The sequence below is a fragment of the Seonamhaeicola maritimus genome (assembly GCF_008056315.1).
In the GTDB taxonomy this organism is placed as follows: domain Bacteria; phylum Bacteroidota; class Bacteroidia; order Flavobacteriales; family Flavobacteriaceae; genus Seonamhaeicola; species Seonamhaeicola maritimus.
The window spans coordinates 912,077-931,469 of record NZ_VRKQ01000010.1 but is presented as its reverse complement, the minus strand read 5'-3'; the positions used below and the strand labels follow the sequence as shown (position 1 = coordinate 931,469).

Sequence of the window (19,393 nt, the reverse complement as noted above, 5' to 3'; positions counted from 1 at the left end):
TTGCTTCTCCAAATAAATTTGGCATTGAGGCAAGGTTTTATATTTTATATAAAGTTTAATTTCTCAAATGATTTATTAAGAATCTTCTTATCATTTACATCCAACCACTTATTTAATACCGTTGCGTAAATAGTTCTAAAATCTATTTCAAATTTTAAATCACCATTACCATCTAAGTCTTCCAAATTAGCCATCTTATTATAAAGTCCCGGTTTTCTTAACTGGTTCCCTATTATAAACAGATTGTTTGCCGTTCCATGATCTGTACCAGAACTAGCATTTTGTTTCACACGACGTCCAAATTCAGAAAAAGTTAAAATTAAAGTATCATCAAAAGTGCCTCCTAGCTTTAAATCTTGAACAAACGTTTCGACGCCTTCGGCATACTGACTCAATAATCTTTTTTGTGTTGGCAACTGATTACTGTGAGTATCAAACCCATTTAATGAAGCATAATATACTTTGGTGTCGAGATGAGAATTAATAAACTGTGCCGTTGTTTTTAATTGCTTCCCAAATTTATTATTTGGGTATTCCTTTTTAGCAGAAACTGTTTTGCTTGTTTCAAATATATACTTTGCAGATGAATGAGCTTCAATCATAGCCTTGTACAAATACCCTAAATTGTGCTCACTTAAATGTGTGTCGTTTTTATGATTCTGTAAATTCTTAAAATACGGATCTCTAGATAAATTAAATAGAGATTTAGCATCTTGTGTGGCAATGGCATTTTTAGTTTCGCCTTTCATTGCTAACGATAAACTTTCATCAATTTGAATTGCCGAATAAGGAGCATCTCCATAATGGTCTAAATACCTACCAATCCAGCCACTTTGCGAATATTCATTAGAGTCTACTGCGGTTTGCCAAATATCCATAGACCTAAAGTGAGAACGATTCGGGTTTGGATATCCAACGTTATTTATTATAGTTAAAAGACCTTTATCATATAATCTGTTTAAAGGTGCTAAACTAGGATGCAATCCTACCTCATCAGTAAGTTTAAGAACATCTCTTTTAGCAACATTCAACTTAGGACGCTCTTTATAATACAAATCATTTTGATAAGGAACAATTGTGTTTAATCCATCATTTCCTCCAGACAATTGAATTATTACCAAACGTTTGTAACCTAAATTACTACTAACTACATTCTCAAAAGCCTTTACAAAGCTTGGAACAAAGAATAAACTACTTCCTAATGACGATTGTTTTAAAAATTTTCTTCTGTCCATAATTAACACATTTGATATTCTGGTAATGACATAAGTTGTATACAGTATTCCTGCTTTGACACTTTCTCTAGAGAGTTTAAATACTCTTGAGCATTAGGTGAAATATTACAAGCTAGAACATGACTATCTAATTCATTTATTGCAACGTTTTTAAAATGCTTGTTGAAATAACCCCAATCGTTTTCTACATTAAACCACTTACCGTAATTCTTTTTAAAGAATTGTTTTCTTTCTTTTAATTGGGCATCTGTTTGCCCCTTTTTAGATTTTGAAATATAGGAGCTATTTAATAACAAAGAAGGTAATTTTAGCCTGAGTGCTATTGTATTACTGTCAATCCAATTCTGCCCACCTTTCCATCCCGCAACATTAGGAGGGTCTAACAAAACTTGCCCCATTAATCTTTGTAAATACATCAATTGTTTCTGATTATTAAATTCTATTGGAACCAATGTTTTAATTCCAACTAAAAACTCAATTGGCGATTTTATTTTAGTGCCAATATTTTCTTCGTCATAAAACCAATTTGAAGAACACACAAAACGCATTAACTTTTCAATATTGTAATCTTTGTAGAAAACATCGGTCATCTCGCTAACATGACTTTCATTTAATGTATCATTTACAAAATAGCGATACACTTTTTCGCATATATATTCCGCACATCGTCTTTTTTCTAGTATGATATCAATAATATCTTCCCCATCAAAATTTCCTGTTTTTCCAAAGAATGTCTTATCACCATAATCATGTGCCCATTTTCTAAAAACAAAATCACCTTGCATAGTATGATTATAACCGGTAAAGGCTTTAGCGCTTTCTTTAATATCTTGCTCTGTGTAATTCCCAACGCCAAGAGTAAATAATTCCATTAATTCGCGGGCAAAATTCTCATTCGGTTTTTGCTTTCTATTTTGCTTGGTATTTAAATACTTGGTCATGGCTGCTTGTTTTGAAATAGCAACTACAAACTCTCTAAAATTTCCTAAAGCATGTTTTCTAAGCGTATTATGAAAGTTTTCAGTATATACATAATTATTGTCTTCGCATACAAAATGGTTAGCCCAAAACAAGGTCATTTTTTCTCTAACCAACTCAGTTGGGTTGGTTAATCTTTCTATCCAAGCACGATTCAGTTTTAGAGTTGATTCTCTACTCATTTTCTGAATTTTCTGAATATTGGGTTTAGCAACCTGATAAGAATCTCCCATTAAACTTCTTATTTCAAACGTATCCAACTCAAGAGGTGTTACTTTTTTTGAAGCTACAAAAAGGCTGTTAATTACCTCCTTTCTTTTCAATTTTGACAGTTTATCCAGATCAGTAGGCAATATTCCAAAGCCAACACGTCTGTATAAGTGTTTAATATTTTTTTGCTTCATTGTGTAAAAATTTTAATTAAAATAAAACCCCTTAGTAGTTTAGACCCAAACAATTAAGAAAGGTTTAACCCGTATGAAATTACAAAAAAGTACCGATTACCTTTTACAGTTCTAAGCAAAACTAATTTTTAAGAACAATTTAACAGAAACATAAAGTCTATACCGTTATTCTAATGCGTAACTTTATTAACAAGAAACCTCGTACGATTTCTTTTAGCTCGCTCATTTAAAATCCATCAACTATGTCATTTAAAAATCTTTTTATCTCCGCTTTAACTATTTTAATGATTGCTTCTTGCAAAAAGAAAACTGTTGAAACTGATAATATTTTTAAATACAGAGATTACATAAGTTATACTACTTCTGGAATGACATCGGTTGCAAAACCAATTCAAATCAACTTAGCGAAAGTTGTAGATGGTTGGGAAATGCATCAAGAAATAAATAATAATCTTATTTCTATAAAACCACATGTAGATGGCAAATTAGAAGTAGGTAACAATCATACTTTAATTTTTACTCCTGATGAGAGTCTAGAACCCTCAACAGAATATACTGTTACCGTTAAATTATCAAAAATTTATGCAAACATTCCAGATAATTTTAAGGACTATACATTTCAATTTAAAACTATTACTCCAAACTTTAATATAGTTACCAACAACCTGCAGTCTTACAGTAAAAATTGGCAGTATTTAGAAGGTGTAATAAAATCTGCGGACCTTATTTCTTTAGAAAACGCAAAACAACTTATAAGTGCAGAGCAAAATGGTGAAAACTTAAAAATAATCTTTAATGAAGGAGACCAAAGAAGTAATGCATTTGAATTCAAAATTGATAGTATTAGTCGTTTAATTGACGATAGCAACATTCAAGTCTCATGGAACGGAAAACATATTCAAGCAGATAATAAAGGGGATAATACTATTTTAATTCCGGGAATAAACAACTTTACCATTACAAAAACGGAGGTTATTCAATCACCAGAACAATACCTTTCAATTAATTTTTCAGACCCCTTAAAAAAACAACAAAACTTTGAGGGTTTAGTATCTATTCAAAAAGTTAAAAAACCCAAATATATAGTTGATGGTAATGTGCTAAAAGTATATCCAAACTCTAAACTTGTAGGTAATATACAAGTTGATGTGTTTCAAGGCATCAAAAATACAGATGGTTTTAAGTTGAAAAAACATTATTCTGAAACCATTACTTTTGAAGATTTAAAACCACAGATTCGTTTAATAAATAACGGCTCCATTTTACCAAATTCTCAGGAATTAAAATTCAATTTTGAAGCCGTTAACCTTAGTGCTGTAGATGTTAGAGTAATCAAGATTTTTGAAGACAATATTCTTCAATTTCTACAAGATAACAACCTAAATAGTAACAATGAATACAATATTAAAAAGGTTGGTAGAAGAATAGCAAAACAAACTATCCAGTTACAAACAGCACCAGAAAACACAGGGAAATGGAAGGCCTATAGCATAGATTTATCTCAATATTTTAAAGCTGACGCGGGTTCTATATATAGAGTTGAATTGAGCTATGATAAAAGCTATTCTCTTTATGATTGTGAAGGAAATTCAAATTCTTCAAACGATGAGACCGATGATTATTACGAGGAAGATTTTTATGAAGACGACACTGATGAATTATCTGAAGAAGACCAAGAATTACGCGAAGAACAGTATTGGGATGATTTGCAATACCGCTATAAAGACTATACTTATAACTGGCGTGAACAAAAAAACCCTTGTCATGATGCCTATTATAATGCTAGAAAAGTAGTATCACAAAATTTAATTGCCTCTAACTTAGGTGTTATTGCAAAACGAGGCTCGAACAACTCATATTACTTTGCTGTAACAAATATCTTAAGCACAGAACCTGAATCAAACGCCACAATATCACTTTATAATTTCCAGAAACAAAAAATGGAAACTACCACAACTGATAAGGATGGTTTAGCAATAATTGATGCCGAAAAACACGCCAATTTTGCCATTGTTTCTAAGGGAAATAACAATACTTATGTACGTCTTTATGATGGTAATTCTTTATCTCTAAGTAAATTTGATGTTTCTGGACGCAGACTTCAGCGCGGACTAAAAGGATATATATATGGAGAACGTGGAGTATGGAGACCAGGAGATTCCTTGCATTTAACTTTTATGTTAAATGACAAAGCTAACAAGTTACCCAAAAGGCATCCGGTAAAAATGGAAATCACAGACCCTAACGGAAAACTGGTTTACAAAAAAGTGACTAATGATAACGTAAACAACTTTTTCAAATTCACGGTTCCAACTTCTTCAGAGGACAAAACAGGTAATTACAATGCCAAAGTATCCGTTGGAGGAGCAACATTCAGAAAGGGTTTGAAAATTGAAACTGTAAAACCCAATCGTTTAAAAATCAAAATTGAATTTGATGACGAAGTTCTTTCTGCAACTAAACCTCTTAAAGGCAATTTAGATGTGAAATGGTTACACGGTGCACCAGGGAAAAACTTAAAAGCCGAGGTAAAAGCCAAATTCACAACATCCTACTCTGGGTTTAAAAACTATAAAGATTATGTGTTTAACGACCCATCAAGAAAGTTTCAAACCGAAGAATTCAACGTATTTGAAGGTATCGTAAATGAAGAAGGGCTAGCTGAAATAAACAGTAAACTAAATATTAAAAAGAAAGCTCCCGGATTATTAAACGTTCAATTTTTAGTAAGAGCTTTTGAAAATGGCGGAGATTTCTCTATTGATGCCTTCACAAAAAAATATGCACCATATGAATCTTTTGTTGGGTTACGCTCGCCTAAAGGAAATGCTTATGGCTCTTATTTTACAGATGAAAATCAAACTTTTGACGTAGTAGTTGTAGATGCCAACGGAAAGCCTATTAAACGCAATAATCTTGAAGCTAAAATATATAAAATTGAATGGCGTTGGTGGTGGAATTCCTCTTATGATAACTTATCAAGTTATGTTTCTAGTAGCTACCATAGACCCTATTCAACTTCAAAAATAAACACCGATGCCAATGGTAAAGGAAGTTTCAAAGTTAAAGTGCCTGACCACGATAGAGGTCGTTATTTAATAAGAGTTATAGATCCAGTTAGCAAACATGCCACGGGTAGAACGGCATACTTCTACAAAAACTGGTGGCAAAATTCTGGTTCAGGCGATAAAGAAGCAGCAAAAATGCTCATTTTCTCTAGCAACAAAGAAACCTATAATGTTGGTGAAACTGCTAAAGTTACTTTCCAATCAGGAAGTGAAGGCCGTGCCCTTGTAAGCATTGAAAACGGCACCGAAGTACTAGATTATAAATGGGTGAAAACTCAAAAAGGAGAAACTACGGTTGATATTCCCGTGACTTCAGATATGGCTCCAAATGTGTTTATCAATATTTCTTTATTGCAACCACATGCCATTACCGCCAACGATTTACCCATAAGATTATATGGTGTCATTCCAATGATGGTAGAAGATCCAAACACTAGATTAGAGCCTCAAATCAACATGCCTGATGTATTGCGTCCGGAGCAAAAATTTTCGGTTACCGTTTCAGAAAAAAACAATAAACCCATGACCTATACCATTGCTATGGTAGAAGAAGGCTTGCTAGATTTAACCCGTTACAAAACACCAAATGCTTGGAATAGCTTTTACGCTCGTGAAGCTTTAGGTGTAAAAACTTGGGATATTTTTGATGATGTAGTTGGAGCTTATTCTGGTAGCATTGACCAAGTTTTCGCCATTGGTGGTGATGGTAGTGCAGCCGATGGTAAAAAGAAAAAAGCAAATCGCTTTAAACCAGTTGTAACTTATTTAGGCCCGTTCATTTTAAATAGCGAAGAGCAAAAAACACATACCATTAAAATGCCAAATTACATTGGTTCTGTTAGAGCTATGGTAGTGGCGGGAGACCATACTAAAGAAGCTTATGGAAGCACAGACAAAGCGGTTCAGGTTAAAAAACCTCTTATGGTTTTGGCTACTCTTCCGCGGAAATTAAGTCCGGGTGAAAAGGTAACCTTACCAGTAACTGTTTTTGCCATGGAGCCTAAAGTAAAAAACGTGAACATCAGTTTAAAATTGAGTAACGGAATCACGGTTGATGGTAATGGTACTCAATCCCTATCATTTCCGAAACCCGATGAACAAATGGCATACTTCACCTTAGATGTAAGTAAAGCAAAAGGCATTAGTTCGGTTGAAGTTATTGCTGCTGGTAATGGCGAAAAATCAACTTATAAGGTGGAGTTGGATGTGGTAAATCCAAATCCAATCACATCAAAAGCTATAGATAAAACTTTGACAGCTAATACTACCGAAAATTTATCATTTCAAACCTTTGGTGTAGCAGGGACTAATTCTGCAACATTAGAATTTTCAACCTTACCGCCGATCGATTTCTCACGTAGGTTACAATACTTAATCCAATATCCTCATGGTTGTGTAGAGCAAACCACATCGAGTGTGTTTCCGCAGTTATTCTTAGGTGATATTTTCGATTTAACAGCCGATAAAAAACAGGCTATTCAAACGAATATTAAAAATGGTATTAAAAGATTAGGACATTTTCAAAGACCACATGGCGGCTTAAGTTATTGGATGGGTGAAAGCAGTGCTAACGATTGGGGTACTAGTTACGCAGGGCATTTTATGATTGAAGCTGAAAAGAAAGGATATATTTTACCGCTTACTTTTAAAAGCAATTGGATTAAATACCAAAAACAAGCAGCCAGAGATTGGAGACCAAGTTACAGGCGTTACAATTCAGATTTAGCTCAGGCTTACAGGCTGTACTCTTTGGCTCTAGCTGGAAGCGCAGACTTAGCATCTATGAACCGCTTACGTGAATTTTCAGAATTATCAAATGAAGCCAAATGGCGATTAGCAGCGGCTTATGCTTTAGCAGGACAGAAAGAAGCCAGTGATAAGATTTCAAAATCGGCCAATATAAATTTTGTTCCTAGCAAATATGATTATTACTCGTATGGTTCAGTTGATAGAAATAGAGCCATGGCTTTAGAAACCATGGTGCTTACTAAAAATGAAAAAACCAGAGCATTGGCTGAATATATTGCTAAAGATTTGTCTAGTAATAGATGGATGAGTACCCAAACAACCGCCTATAGTTTATTGGCTATGGCTAAAATGGTTGATGCTAATGGTGGAAAATCGTTGAGTGTTAAGTACACAATCGATGGAAAAACAGAAACTATAGATACCAAAAGCACCATTGCACAACGTGAACTTAAAGTAATTGACGGCAACAATAGTTTGACATTTACAAACAATAAAGACAATGTCATTTATGTACGTGTTCTTAACTCCGGAAAATTGCCTTTAGGACAAGAAATAACAGAACAACGTGGATTAAGTATCACATATTCATATAAAGATTTACATGGTAATAGATTAAATATTACCGACTTAAAACAAGGACAAGATTTTGTTGCTACCGTAAAAGTAAGCAACCTTAAAAAAGAACAAATAAAAGACGTGGCTCTAACGCAAATTTTCCCTTCGGGATGGGAAATTGTAAACACCCGATTTACAGATTTTGGAGACACAACCTCTAGTCAAGCGCGCTATACTGACATTAGAGATGACCGTGTGAATTTCTACTTCGATTTAAGCAGAAATGGAAACACCAATAGCACCAAAACATTTTCGGTAATGCTAAACGCTACCTATTTAGGACGCTATTACTTACCTGGAATTCAAGCGGAAGCTATGTATGATAACAACTTTTTAGTAAGAACTAAAGGGAAATGGATTAATGTAATTAAATAACAATAGAGTTCTTCAACAGTATAAAATAATCGTGTCAACCTGAACTTGTTTCAGGTTCTAATAAAGACTTTTCAAACAAGGTTAATAATTATGGAATTCCGAATTAAATTGGAATGACACTGGAAAATACGGCTCAAAAGAACCTTAAAAAACTTAAAAAAAATGACAAAATATATTTATATAATGGCTTTATTAATAGGATTCAATATGGCCAACGCACAAGAGATTAGATACGTAAACGCGAATAACGGATTGTATTTAAGAGATAAACCAAGTCAAGATTCCAAACGCATTGATAAACTAGTCTATGGAACAGAATTAGAAATCACTGAACGCACAAATCTGAAGCTTGATGTTCAAGATAGTAATGAAATAATTTCAGGTGAATGGGTAAAAGTGTCTTGTAAAGACGATATCCATAATAACCGAAAAGGCTATGTTTTTAATGGTTTTTTAACTGAAGAAAAAATAAAAAAACGTTTTAGAGTTGGGTTTGAAAACTTCACTGTTGAATTTGAAAATTTAGATGCAGAAATGATTGATAACCCGCAATTATCAACACATGCTTCTACTAATCTTGATGCCATTGTTGAAATGGGAGAAACTATAGAAAATAAAACGATTCGCATTAGGCATCATTCAAAATATAAAAAGATTGAAGTGTTTCAAAGACACGAGAATAGCATCTCCATATCGAACGAAGGCCCACATTGTGATCTTACTGATTGGAAACATTATTATTCTGCTTGGGAGCCATTAAAAGTTACGAAAAGCTCTAATATATTCAACACCATCACTTACTCTCCAAAAGCATGGAGTAAATTTATTAAGGTTGATATGGCAGAATTTAAAGAAGCAGTGAAAGAACACTGTGGTGATGAATGGCACGCTCTTGTTAAAGATTCTAAAAACATTAATAAAGGAGCTTCAACAGTATCTATTAGTAAAATATATTTCAAGGTAATCTTCACAACAATGCATGATGAAACTATAGAGAAGGTTTTGGCTTTTGATGTACCTATGGGGTGTTAATTTGATTATATGATGAAAGTGAGTAAAGTAATAGGTTACATGAAAAAACGTAAGGTTAAATTTATAGTCTTGTCATTAGTTATAATAGCCTATTACTTTTGTTTACCGAAACAACTTTTTAAAGATTCCACATCAACAGTAATTACAGGTTCTAATAATGAATTAATAGGTGCTAAAATTGCAGATGATGGTCAATGGCGATTTCCGCATAACGATAGTATTCCAAAGAAATTCAAGACCTGTATTGTTCAATTTGAAGATGAGTACTTCTATAAACACCCTGGGTTTAATCCAATCTCAATTTTCAAAGCATTAAAAGAAAACATATCTACAAGAACGGTAAAGCGTGGTGGAAGTACCCTCACTCAACAAGTTATCCGTTTATCAAGAAAGGGCAAATCACGAACCTATTTTGAAAAACTAAAGGAACTTATTTTGGCTACCCGGTTAGAGTTTAGATACTCTAAGGAAGCCATATTAGCTTACTACTCAAGCAATGCCCCTTTTGGTGGAAATGTTGTTGGTCTTGATGCTGCCTCATGGCGTTATTTTAATAGGAGCGCGACCAATTTATCTTGGGCAGAAAGTGCCACATTAGCAGTTTTACCTAATGCGCCTAGTTTAATTTATCCGGGTAAGAATGAAAAAAAATTATTAAATAAACGGAATAGGTTACTAGAAAAACTTATGCAGAATGCTATAATTGACTCACTGACTTATGATTTATCAATTGCCGAACTTTTACCACAAAAACCATATCCCTTACCCAAAATGGCACCTCATCTTCTTCAAAAAATATCCAAAAATAATAAAGGAAAATCTATTGAAACCACCATTGACATTTCATTACAAACCCAAGTAAATACTATTGTAAGGCAACATCATTCGCTTTTAAGTCAGAATGAAATTCACAATGCTGCTGTATTAGTTTTAGATATAAAGACCCGACAAGTTTTGGCATATGTTGGTAATACACCAACTAGTAAAAAACATCAAAAAGACGTTGATATTATTGATAAACCCCGAAGTACTGGAAGTATTTTAAAGCCATTTTTATATGCCGCAATGTTAGATGCAGGTGATTTATTACCTAATACTCTGGTAGCTGATGTACCATCTCAATTTGGTAGTTATAACCCAGAAAATTATAATAAAACTTATGATGGCGCAATACCTGCTAGTAAAGCTTTATCACGTTCATTAAATGTACCTTCTGTAAGGATGTTGCAAGAGTTTGGATTGGATAGATTTCATCATTATTTGAAAGAACTCAACCTAAAAGATTTAAAGTATAATGCCAACCATTATGGTTTGTCTTTAATTCTGGGAGGAGCCGAAAGTAACCTTTGGGATTTATGCAAAAGTTATGCAGCTTTATCTTCAACTTTAAATCATTTTTCTGAAACCTCAAGTGAGTATTATTCAAATGAATTTTGCGAACCTACTTTATTAGCTTCTGAAATGATTGACTTTGGAGAATTACAATCTGAAAAAACACTTTTTGATGCAGCCTCTATCTATTTAACTTATGAAAGTTTAAAAGAAGTGAACAGACCTGAAGGCAATGAAAACTGGGAGTTTTTTGATAATTCCAAACAAATAGCGTGGAAAACAGGTACTAGTTTTGGGTTTAGGGATGCCTGGGCCATAGGTACTACCAAAGACTATGTTGTTGGTGTTTGGGTTGGTAATGCCGATGGTGAAGGGCGCCCAGGATTAGTGGGTGTTGAAACCGCAGCCCCCATTCTTTTTGACGTGTTTGATTTACTACCAAAAAAAAGCAATTGGTTTTCAATACCTTTTGATGAGATGCAAAAAGTTGCTATTTGCAAAAAAAGTGGACACCGAGCTTCTCAAAACTGTGATGAAACTGAAAATAGATTTGTCCAGATAAGCGGACTAAAAACCAAACCTTGTCCGTATCATATTTTAATTCATACCGATAGAAACGAAACGTACCAAGTAAATACATCTTGCGAAGATGCAGGTAATATAAAACACAAATCATGGTTTGTATTACCTCCACTTATGGCTTATTATTATAAAACCAAAAACCCTTTTTATAAAGCGCTACCTAAGTTTAGGAATGATTGTTTAGGAGATGATATCATCTCCATGGAATTTATTTATCCGAAGGAAAACAACCGTATCTTTTTGCCAAAGGATTTTAACGCTAATACCAACGAAATGATTTTAAAAATGGCACATTCTAAACCAGAAAGCACACTCTTTTGGTATATGGATAACACTTTTATTGGAAGCACAAAAGACATTCATGAACTAGCTGTATTACCCAAACATGGAAAACATATTATTACAGCTGTTGACGAATTTGGTAACGAAGCAAAACGTTATTTTGAGGTTTCAAGATAATCTATCTTAGCGGAAACCCTTTAGCAGCCCACCAAGGGTGGATTTCAATTTCTAATCTTCCTGCTTTTACGGCGGGATCTGAATTGGCTAAACTATCTGCCATTTTAAGCGTTGGCACATTGTATATCGTAATCCCTCTAATATCACCATCATCACCAAAAGGTCCTGAAATATCGGCATAACCTAGCTCATACATTTTACCTAAATGTGCTAAATGCTCCTTTTGAATTATTGCCGACTCCTCCTCGTTTTGGGTTCTTATTGGACCGCGCTTTAAAAAGGCAATAAAATACTGCTGCATTAAAACGGTATCTTGAGTTTTTTCATCAACATAATCAAAAATTTGAAAACCTTTTGAAGTTAACTCTTCCTTTAATTGTTTGGCAGTCTTTACTAAAGGTTCTTGTACAACTTCCAGTTTTGTTGAATCTATTACTTCCTCTGAAATCACTTCTTCAACACTTGGAAGGTTTGCTTTAGTTTCCTCTTTACATGAAACAATTAAAACTAAAATTAGTATTGTAAAAAATAATTTTTTCATCTGTTTATTTTTTTACCATTTGCAGTATGGGTTTTTACTTATCTGCGAGTTGTAATATTTAATATCTCCCGTTACCTCCTTACCCAACCAATTTGGTTTTTCAAAAGTTTCATCTACTGAGTTTAATTCAACCTCAGCAATTACTAATCCTTGGTTGTCTCCAAAAAACTCATCTATCTCAAAAATATGGTTTTTTATTTCTACTTCATAACGAATTTTATCAATTACTCCTGGTTCACAAATATTTAACAAACTTTTAGCCTCTTCATCGGTTATTTGGGTTTCCCATTCAAAGCGCTTTAAACCGTCATTAGATGATAATCCTTTTACCGTTAAAAAACCTTCATCGCCTTTAAGTCTAACCCTAACCGTGCGCTCTTTATGCGTATTTAAAAAGCCCTGTGTAATTCTAGTTTCTTTAAAAGCTTCTTGTTTATAGGCATTAGACTTTACCAAAAATTTTCGTTCAATTTCTATCATTTACTTTTTTACTTAAAAGGCATTTAATGCCTAAATTTACGGTATGTCTGAGGATTTACCAATACGAAAAATTATTCATGTTGATATGGATGCATTTTATGCTTCTGTAGAGCAATTGGATAACCCAGATTTAAAGGGAAAACCCATTGCAGTAGGTGGTGGCGGGAAACGTGGTGTAGTAAGTGCAGCTAGTTATGAAGCCAGAAAATTTGGAGTTAAAAGTGCGATGGCCGGTAATTTGGCTTCAAAATTATGTCCGGAAATAATTTTTGTGAGACCTAATTTTAAACGATACACAGAAATCTCAAAACAAATTAGAGCCATTTTTCATGATTATACCGATTTGGTAGAACCACTGTCATTAGACGAAGCTTATCTGGATGTTACGCAAAACAAAAAAGGAAACCCAAGCGCATCACTCATAGCCAAAGAAATAAGAGACAGAATATTAAATGAAGTAGGTTTAACGGCTTCGGCTGGTATCTCCATCAATAAGTTTATTGCTAAAATAGCCAGTGATTATAATAAACCAAACGGACAAAAAACTGTAAACCCAGAAGAAGTATTAGAGTTTTTAGAACAGTTGGATATCAGAAAATTTTATGGTGTTGGAAAAGTTACTGCAGAAAAAATGTACCAAAAAGGCATTTTTACCGGAGCTGATTTAAAGCAAAAATCGTTAGAATATTTAGATGTCAATTTTGGAAAATCTGGAAGATATTATTACTATATAGTTAGAGGTATTCACAACAGCGAAGTAAAGCCTGATAGAATTAGAAAAAGTTTAGCAGCCGAACGTACCTTTAGTGAAAACTTATCTAGTGAAGTATTTATGCTTGAAAAACTAGAACGTATTGCTGAAGAGGTTTCTAGACGATTAAACAAAAGTAACGTAGCTGGAAAAACAGTGACATTAAAAATTAAATACAGTGATTTTACACTACAAACCCGTAGTAAAACATTACCCTATTTTATTAGTGATAATAAGGTAATTCTTGACACTGCTAAAGATTTATTATATCAAGAAAAGCTGAATAATTCCGTTAGGTTATTAGGAATCTCGTTATCAAATCTAAATACTGAAACCAAAAAAAAGGTAGAGAAAAAAAGTGTAAGCGTACAGTTGAAATTTGAGTTTTAAACACCCTCCAAAATGAAATCTGTTTATACTAATCCCATGCCGAAAGACCAATAATTTCTCCATTTGGCCCAACGAAAAACGTGTATTTATCGCGAGCGTAATTTTCATTTTCTAACTCGTAGCCGGCTGCTTTTAGTTTATCTCCAATAGTAACAATGTCATTCACTTTTAGCATGAAGTGATTATGATTTGTATTTCCAATGGGACCAATGGCATCAACAAATTTCTTTGACGTGGGTGATAAACTAACAGTCAAATCATTGGTATTGACCTTCAAGACCAGCTTTCTTTTATCCCCAAAATCACTAGAAATTTCCATATCATTTATTTTGAAACCCAAAATATCACGGTAAAGCGTAATTGATTCCTTAAAGTCAAGAACCTGTACACTAAAGCTATCAAAACCAATTACACCAGCCTTGGCTTGACTTTCTTGAAGTGAATTTGTTTGAGCGAAACTATAACCTGTTCCTATCAAAATTAAAGCTATAAATAGGCTCCATCTCCAAACGATTTTAAATTTCATAGCAACATTATCTTTAAGTAGTATAACAAAATAAGTTTAAGTTAATCGAATTCAGCCAAACCTATAATTTCCCCGTTTGGCCCCGTAAAAAAGGTGTATTTATTTTTAGCATAATTGTTGTTTTCCAATTCATAGCCTTCGGCTTTTAGTTTATCTCCAATGGTTGTTATATCATTAACCCTAAGCATAAAGTGGTTGTGGTTAGTATTTCCAATAGGCCCTACTTGATGCCAATATTCAGGAGCAGTAAGTGAAAGTGTCAACATCAAATCGTTTGCTTTTAACTTCATGGCCAACATCCCTTTAAGTCCTGGACCATGAAACACCTCTGCATCATGCATTTCAAAACCAAGGATTTCCCGATAGAGCTTTAAGGTTTTCTCCAATTGCAATACGTGTACACAAATATTTCTTAAACCAGTAACCCTAGCTTCTGATTTGTCTTCATTTGCAACCTTAGAATCGGTATTCTGAGCAAAACCATATCCTGTACCTACAAGAAGGAACATGGCTATTAACCAGCTTCTCCAAATAAAGTTCAAACCCCTGTTGTTTTCCATTTTATTCTTATTAACATTAATTATCATATTACGTTTAGTTTATTAAGTTAGTTGTTCATTTTACTGCTAAACTTAGATAAAAATCCTCAGAATGTATGAAGCAACAACTGATAAAAAACTGAACACCGGTTTTTAAACCAAAATCTTCAACTATAAAAGCTATGAAATTTTGTAATTTACTTCATGAAATTTTTAAGCAAACTAATCTGTAATAATAATGACACTTAACAAAATAATTTTTTGCCTTCTTTTCCTTGTAATATCTTGCTCTAAGCAAGTTAAAAACCAACAACTTCTTGAAGTAATTGAAGCTGATAATTGGAATGATTTAATTGACAAAGACTTATCAAAATGGGATACTTATTTAAGTTATCAAATACAACCAGGGTATGATGGTAGCCAACCAAAAAATAAAAAAGGAGAACTAATCCCTCCTATTGGGTTAAACAAACCGGGTTATGATGTTTTTACAACAATCCAAGAAGGTGATAACACCATTATTAAAAATACTGGAGAATACTACGGTTGCTTAATAACCAAAGGAGAATTTAAGAATTACCATTTTCAACTTAAATACAAATGGGGTAATAAAACATGGGCTTACAGAAAAAATTTATTAAAAGACTCTGGTATTCTATACCATTCTACAGGGCCTATGGCAGCGGAATATTGGAGGTCTTGGATGTTATCTCAAGAATTTCAAATTATGGAAGGACACACAGGTGATTTTTGGAGTCAAGCAAATTCTGCTATAGATATTAGAGCTTATAAGCCAGAATCTAACCTGGACCCTTTAGCGCATGAATCTCAAGATTATTTATCTATAACTAGGCATGGTCCATACGGTAATTATTGTATGCGAAGTGGTAATTATGAAAAAGCTCATGGCGAATGGAACACATTAGACTTATACTGTTTTGAAGGCAAAAGTTTGCATGTTGTAAATGGTGAAGTTGTTATGATTTTAAAGAATTCTAGATACATTGACGAAAACGGTAATTCAATACCGCTTATAAAAGGAAAAATTCAATTACAAAGTGAAGCTGCCGAATTATTTTTTAAAGACATTAGAATTAGAGAAATAGATTCATTGACTCCGGAACAAAAAGCACTTTTCTAGTTACAATTTTGCTAGAAAAATTCCCGAACTTCGTTTAACGTTGGATATAAACAATATACTATACAATTTATATCCATAAGACCATTAGCCATAATATGAACGGAACGATATTTGAGGTCATTTGAGAAACTAACATTATGAAAAAATTCATACTTCTTTTATTACTGACTTTCGGAATAAAACCTGTATTTGCTGATTGCGCAGGAATGGGAATGCAATTCTATCCTTCGACAAAAGAAATCAGCTTGAATTCAATGTTCATTGTTGAAGGTTATGCTTTCAGCCAAAAGACAATAAAAAGCTTCAAAGAGAGAACAGTTTATCTTGAAAGTGAAAACGGAGAATTAATTGAACTGAATCTTCAAGAAATCTTGACTGGACAAATGCAATTAACCCAAGCTATTTTCTGTCCAACATCAGAATTAAAGCCAAACACAAAATACTTTCTAAAATACTCTGACGAAACTGAAAATGAAGTTAGGGAAATGACAACGTATAACAGAGAGAAAAAAGAAAGAGAAAAAGTATATTGGAAAACAAAAGATAAAAAAGCACTTGAGAACCTGAATTCTAATCTAACTCTTGAATTTGAAAAAACGGATGTTGTACATTATGGCTGTGGTCCTGAAGCAAATGCAATTTTCAAAATTAAAAACAAATCTGAATCTGAAATATGGTACAAAACAGAAGTCATCGAAACAGAAACTAATAAGAAATCTGTCTATTATATAAAAGAGTGGAATGGAAAATTAAATGTTGGACACGATATGTGTTCAGGTGCATTTACATTTAAAAGAAAGGGGAAATACAAAGTAAGGTTTACACCAATGAACATTGATGGAAAATCATTAAAAACAACCGATTGGACAACTTTTGAAAGTCCGTTTATGAATGATAAAAGTCCATTCGGAAATTAAAATACTATGGCTAACAACGTATAAAAATAATGCGTAGTTTAGTGCTTAATCAAGAGTCCGTGCACTTTTGTTACATCTGATTTTCCTTCGGAAAATCCTCGCATACAAAACCGCACTATTCTTATACAAGACCGTTAAACGAGCCTCTCATAAAAAAAAGAAATTTAGCCTAAAAATTTTAAGTTGGCAGACACCTGCGTTAGCGATTGTAATGGCATCCTTTTAAATAACAAACCCTGCTTAAAAAAGCAGGGTTTGTTATTTAAAAGATATAATGAAAAGCGCGACCCGCTAGGGTAACGCCCAAATAATTTACGAGTTAAAAACTACAGGTTTCAATTTCTGTAACACGTAAAGTGTTAACCATACCTTTGTCTTTTATTGGCATGGCGGCTAAACTAATAAGCATATCTCCAGCATCTACATAGCCTTGTTTACAAGCAATTTTATTTACGTCTTCAATAGTTTCGTCTGTACTTACAAACCTATCATAGTAAAAAGCATGTACACCCCAAAGTAAACTTAAACGTGTTAAAATACGCTTGTTTGATGTAAATACTAAAATATGACACGATGGTCTCCAAGCCGAAATTTGAAACGCTGTATAACCACTATTTGTTAAGGTTGAAATAGCTTTTGCGCTAATTTCGTTTGCCATATTAGCGGCATGGTAACAAATAGATTTTGTGATATAACGATTGGTACGAATATGTGGCGGTAATTGTGGTACTTTAATTAATGGCGAATCTTCTACACTACTAAGAATGTTAGCCATTTGCTTAATTACCTGAACCGGATAATTACCTACTGATGTTTCGCCGGAAAGCATTACAGCATCGGCACCATCCATTACAGAATTTGCAACATCATTTACCTCTGCTCTGGTTGGAGTAAGGCTGGAAATCATGGTTTCCATCATTTGCGTAGCAATAATTACTGGAATTCTTGCCTTTTTAGCACGTAATACTAATTGCTTTTGAATTAAAGGTACATCGGCTGCAGGAATTTCAACTCCTAAATCGCCGCGTGCTACCATAATACCATCACAATGTGTTACAATTTTATCAATATTCTCAATAGCCTCAGGTTTTTCAATTTTAGCTATAATAGGAATCTTATGTTCACTGTGTTGATTTATTAAATCTCGCAACTGCATTAAATCTTCTGAGTGACGTACGAATGATAACGCTATCCAATCTACATCAAGACTTACTGCAAATTTTGCATCTTCAATATCTTTTTCAGTTAAGGCTGGTTGAGATATATTAGTATTTGGTAAGTTTACTCCTTTTTTAGATTTAAGCGGTCCGCCTTGAATTACTTTGGCTTTTACTTCGCTCTTTTTATCTGTTGAAACAACTTCGAAAATTAATTTTCCGTCATCTAAAAGGATACGCTCACCTGGTTTTGCATCTTGCGGAAACCTATCATAGGTCATGTAAACACGCTCTTTGGTTCCTTCAAAACGTTCTCCGGTTGCAAAAATGATTTCATCATCAGGATTAACTACTACTTCTTCCTTCATTACTCCAACACGAAGTTTTGGTCCTTGTAAATCTGCAAGAATTGCAGCAGTGAAACCGTATTCTTCGTTAAGCTCACGAATCATTTTTATACGTTCGGTTACATCGTCATAATCGGCATGCGAAAAATTAATTCTGAATACATTAGCCCCTTCTTCAAGCATGCCTTTAAGCACTTCTTTACTGCTTGTTGCGGGTCCTAATGTTGCTACTATTTTGGTTTTCTTTCTTATTGACATTAGCTAAAAATTAAATGGTCCTTAGATTTCAATTGATCAGATTCAATACTATAGGCTGTGGCCACTTGCGGTATTTTTAATATACTGTTTAAAATATACTTCTCTTTACTAAAATTGAATTCGTTATCTATTTTTAAAAAATAATTAACGGTTTTATATTCTGGTACTAAATAATTGTTCTTAGTGGTTTTCTCTTGTATACTAAATAACGAATCACTAATACCTTGTCTATAATCTTCCGTTTTACATACATTAGATACTAAACTCCAATTGGTTTGCTGTTTGCAATCTTCCCATTCAAAAATTGAATAGGTAAGTTCTCCATTTTGGAAATCTAAATCTGATGCTCTTCTGGTAAGGGTAATGCCTAAAAACTTATTTAATAGATATGTTAGCCTATAATCTTCAAGTGTGCAATGTATTGCAATTAAAGTAAATAGGTCTTCTTCAACATCATCTAAAACAAGTTTATGAATTGCCATACCCTAATTTTAACGGCGTAAATATAATATTTAAT

The 19,393-nt window shown here is 33.4% G+C and carries 14 protein-coding genes; 6 read left to right on the top strand and 8 right to left on the bottom strand.

Annotation, left to right across the window (positions count from 1 at the left end; translation table 11 throughout):
- Positions 1–44 precede the first annotated feature (44 nt).
- Together FUA22_RS12255 and FUA22_RS12250 are read right to left on the bottom strand one after the other, a co-directional pair.
- Positions 45–1,235, bottom strand: a complete 1,191-nt coding sequence (locus FUA22_RS12255; RefSeq protein WP_147768750.1) for a DUF1501 domain-containing protein — start codon at positions 1,233–1,235, stop codon at positions 45–47.
- 2 nt (positions 1,236–1,237) lie between these two features.
- A complete protein-coding gene (locus FUA22_RS12250; RefSeq protein ID WP_147768748.1) occupies positions 1,238–2,617 on the bottom strand; it encodes a DUF1800 domain-containing protein in 1,380 nt (459 codons plus the stop codon).
- Between the two features lie 242 nt (positions 2,618–2,859).
- Between FUA22_RS12250 and FUA22_RS12245 the strand changes: the two genes are divergently transcribed.
- From FUA22_RS12245 to pbpC, 3 genes are all read left to right on the top strand, one after another.
- Positions 2,860–8,424, top strand: coding sequence for an MG2 domain-containing protein (locus FUA22_RS12245; protein ID WP_147768746.1), 5,565 nt, complete (start codon positions 2,860–2,862; stop codon positions 8,422–8,424).
- 162 nt (positions 8,425–8,586) lie between these two features.
- On the top strand, positions 8,587–9,456 hold the full coding sequence (locus tag FUA22_RS12240; RefSeq protein ID WP_147768744.1) for an SH3 domain-containing protein: 870 nt from the start codon (positions 8,587–8,589) through the stop codon (positions 9,454–9,456).
- A 39-nt stretch (positions 9,457–9,495) separates the two neighbouring features.
- Positions 9,496–11,829: a penicillin-binding protein 1C gene (gene pbpC / locus FUA22_RS12235; protein ID WP_241664818.1), complete on the top strand. Its 2,334-nt coding sequence runs from the start codon at positions 9,496–9,498 to the stop codon at positions 11,827–11,829.
- Position 11,830: 1 nt separating this feature from the next.
- Here the strand turns inward: pbpC and FUA22_RS12230 are convergent, their stop codons facing one another.
- Together FUA22_RS12230 and FUA22_RS12225 are read right to left on the bottom strand one after the other, a co-directional pair.
- Positions 11,831–12,370 (bottom strand): YciI family protein, encoded by a 540-nt coding sequence (locus FUA22_RS12230; protein ID WP_147768742.1) that lies wholly within the window; start codon positions 12,368–12,370, stop codon positions 11,831–11,833.
- Positions 12,371–12,382: 12 nt separating this feature from the next.
- Positions 12,383–12,850: a CYTH domain-containing protein gene (locus FUA22_RS12225; protein WP_147768740.1), complete on the bottom strand. Its 468-nt coding sequence runs from the start codon at positions 12,848–12,850 to the stop codon at positions 12,383–12,385.
- A gap of 43 nt (positions 12,851–12,893) precedes the next feature.
- Here FUA22_RS12225 and dinB point away from each other — a divergent pair, with 43 nt between their 5' ends.
- A complete protein-coding gene (dinB, locus tag FUA22_RS12220; protein WP_147768738.1) occupies positions 12,894–13,991 on the top strand; it encodes a DNA polymerase IV in 1,098 nt (365 codons plus the stop codon).
- Between the two features lie 28 nt (positions 13,992–14,019).
- On the opposite strand, the gene FUA22_RS12215 is transcribed toward dinB, so the two are convergent.
- Together FUA22_RS12215 and FUA22_RS12210 are read right to left on the bottom strand one after the other, a co-directional pair.
- Positions 14,020–14,517: a VOC family protein gene (locus tag FUA22_RS12215; RefSeq protein ID WP_147768736.1), complete on the bottom strand. Its 498-nt coding sequence runs from the start codon at positions 14,515–14,517 to the stop codon at positions 14,020–14,022.
- A gap of 41 nt (positions 14,518–14,558) precedes the next feature.
- On the bottom strand, positions 14,559–15,077 hold the full coding sequence (locus FUA22_RS12210; RefSeq protein ID WP_241664817.1) for a VOC family protein: 519 nt from the start codon (positions 15,075–15,077) through the stop codon (positions 14,559–14,561).
- Positions 15,078–15,294: 217 nt separating this feature from the next.
- Here FUA22_RS12210 and FUA22_RS12205 point away from each other — a divergent pair, with 217 nt between their 5' ends.
- Positions 15,295–16,197: a 3-keto-disaccharide hydrolase gene (locus FUA22_RS12205; protein WP_147768732.1), complete on the top strand. Its 903-nt coding sequence runs from the start codon at positions 15,295–15,297 to the stop codon at positions 16,195–16,197.
- A gap of 137 nt (positions 16,198–16,334) precedes the next feature.
- On the top strand, positions 16,335–17,114 hold the full coding sequence (locus FUA22_RS12200; RefSeq protein ID WP_147768730.1) for a hypothetical protein: 780 nt from the start codon (positions 16,335–16,337) through the stop codon (positions 17,112–17,114).
- Positions 17,115–17,433: 319 nt separating this feature from the next.
- Here the strand turns inward: FUA22_RS12200 and pyk are convergent, their stop codons facing one another.
- Together pyk and FUA22_RS12190 are read right to left on the bottom strand one after the other, a co-directional pair.
- Positions 17,434–18,876, bottom strand: coding sequence for a pyruvate kinase (gene pyk, locus FUA22_RS12195; RefSeq protein WP_147768728.1), 1,443 nt, complete (start codon positions 18,874–18,876; stop codon positions 17,434–17,436).
- Positions 18,876–19,358: an IPExxxVDY family protein gene (locus FUA22_RS12190; RefSeq protein WP_147768726.1), complete on the bottom strand. Its 483-nt coding sequence runs from the start codon at positions 19,356–19,358 to the stop codon at positions 18,876–18,878. The genes pyk and FUA22_RS12190 overlap by 1 nt, the downstream gene beginning before the upstream one ends.
- Positions 19,359–19,393 lie beyond the last annotated feature (35 nt).

Coding starts and splice junctions, on each gene's coding strand:
- FUA22_RS12250 (WP_147768748.1), bottom strand. CDS start 2,617: ATGAAGCAAAAAAATATTAAACACTTATACAGACGTGTTGGCTTTGGA.
- FUA22_RS12240 (WP_147768744.1), top strand. CDS start 8,587: ATGACAAAATATATTTATATAATGGCTTTATTAATAGGATTCAATATG.
- FUA22_RS12215 (WP_147768736.1), bottom strand. CDS start 14,517: ATGAAATTTAAAATCGTTTGGAGATGGAGCCTATTTATAGCTTTAATT.
- pyk (WP_147768728.1), bottom strand. CDS start 18,876: ATGTCAATAAGAAAGAAAACCAAAATAGTAGCAACATTAGGACCCGCA.
- FUA22_RS12255 (WP_147768750.1), bottom strand. CDS start 1,235: ATGGACAGAAGAAAATTTTTAAAACAATCGTCATTAGGAAGTAGTTTA.
- dinB (WP_147768738.1), top strand. CDS start 12,894: ATGTCTGAGGATTTACCAATACGAAAAATTATTCATGTTGATATGGAT.
- FUA22_RS12245 (WP_147768746.1), top strand. CDS start 2,860: ATGTCATTTAAAAATCTTTTTATCTCCGCTTTAACTATTTTAATGATT.
- pbpC (WP_241664818.1), top strand. CDS start 9,496: ATGAAAAAACGTAAGGTTAAATTTATAGTCTTGTCATTAGTTATAATA.
- FUA22_RS12210 (WP_241664817.1), bottom strand. CDS start 15,077: ATGGAAAACAACAGGGGTTTGAACTTTATTTGGAGAAGCTGGTTAATA.
- FUA22_RS12190 (WP_147768726.1), bottom strand. CDS start 19,358: ATGGCAATTCATAAACTTGTTTTAGATGATGTTGAAGAAGACCTATTT.
- FUA22_RS12205 (WP_147768732.1), top strand. CDS start 15,295: ATGACACTTAACAAAATAATTTTTTGCCTTCTTTTCCTTGTAATATCT.
- FUA22_RS12200 (WP_147768730.1), top strand. CDS start 16,335: ATGAAAAAATTCATACTTCTTTTATTACTGACTTTCGGAATAAAACCT.
- FUA22_RS12230 (WP_147768742.1), bottom strand. CDS start 12,370: ATGAAAAAATTATTTTTTACAATACTAATTTTAGTTTTAATTGTTTCA.
- FUA22_RS12225 (WP_147768740.1), bottom strand. CDS start 12,850: ATGATAGAAATTGAACGAAAATTTTTGGTAAAGTCTAATGCCTATAAA.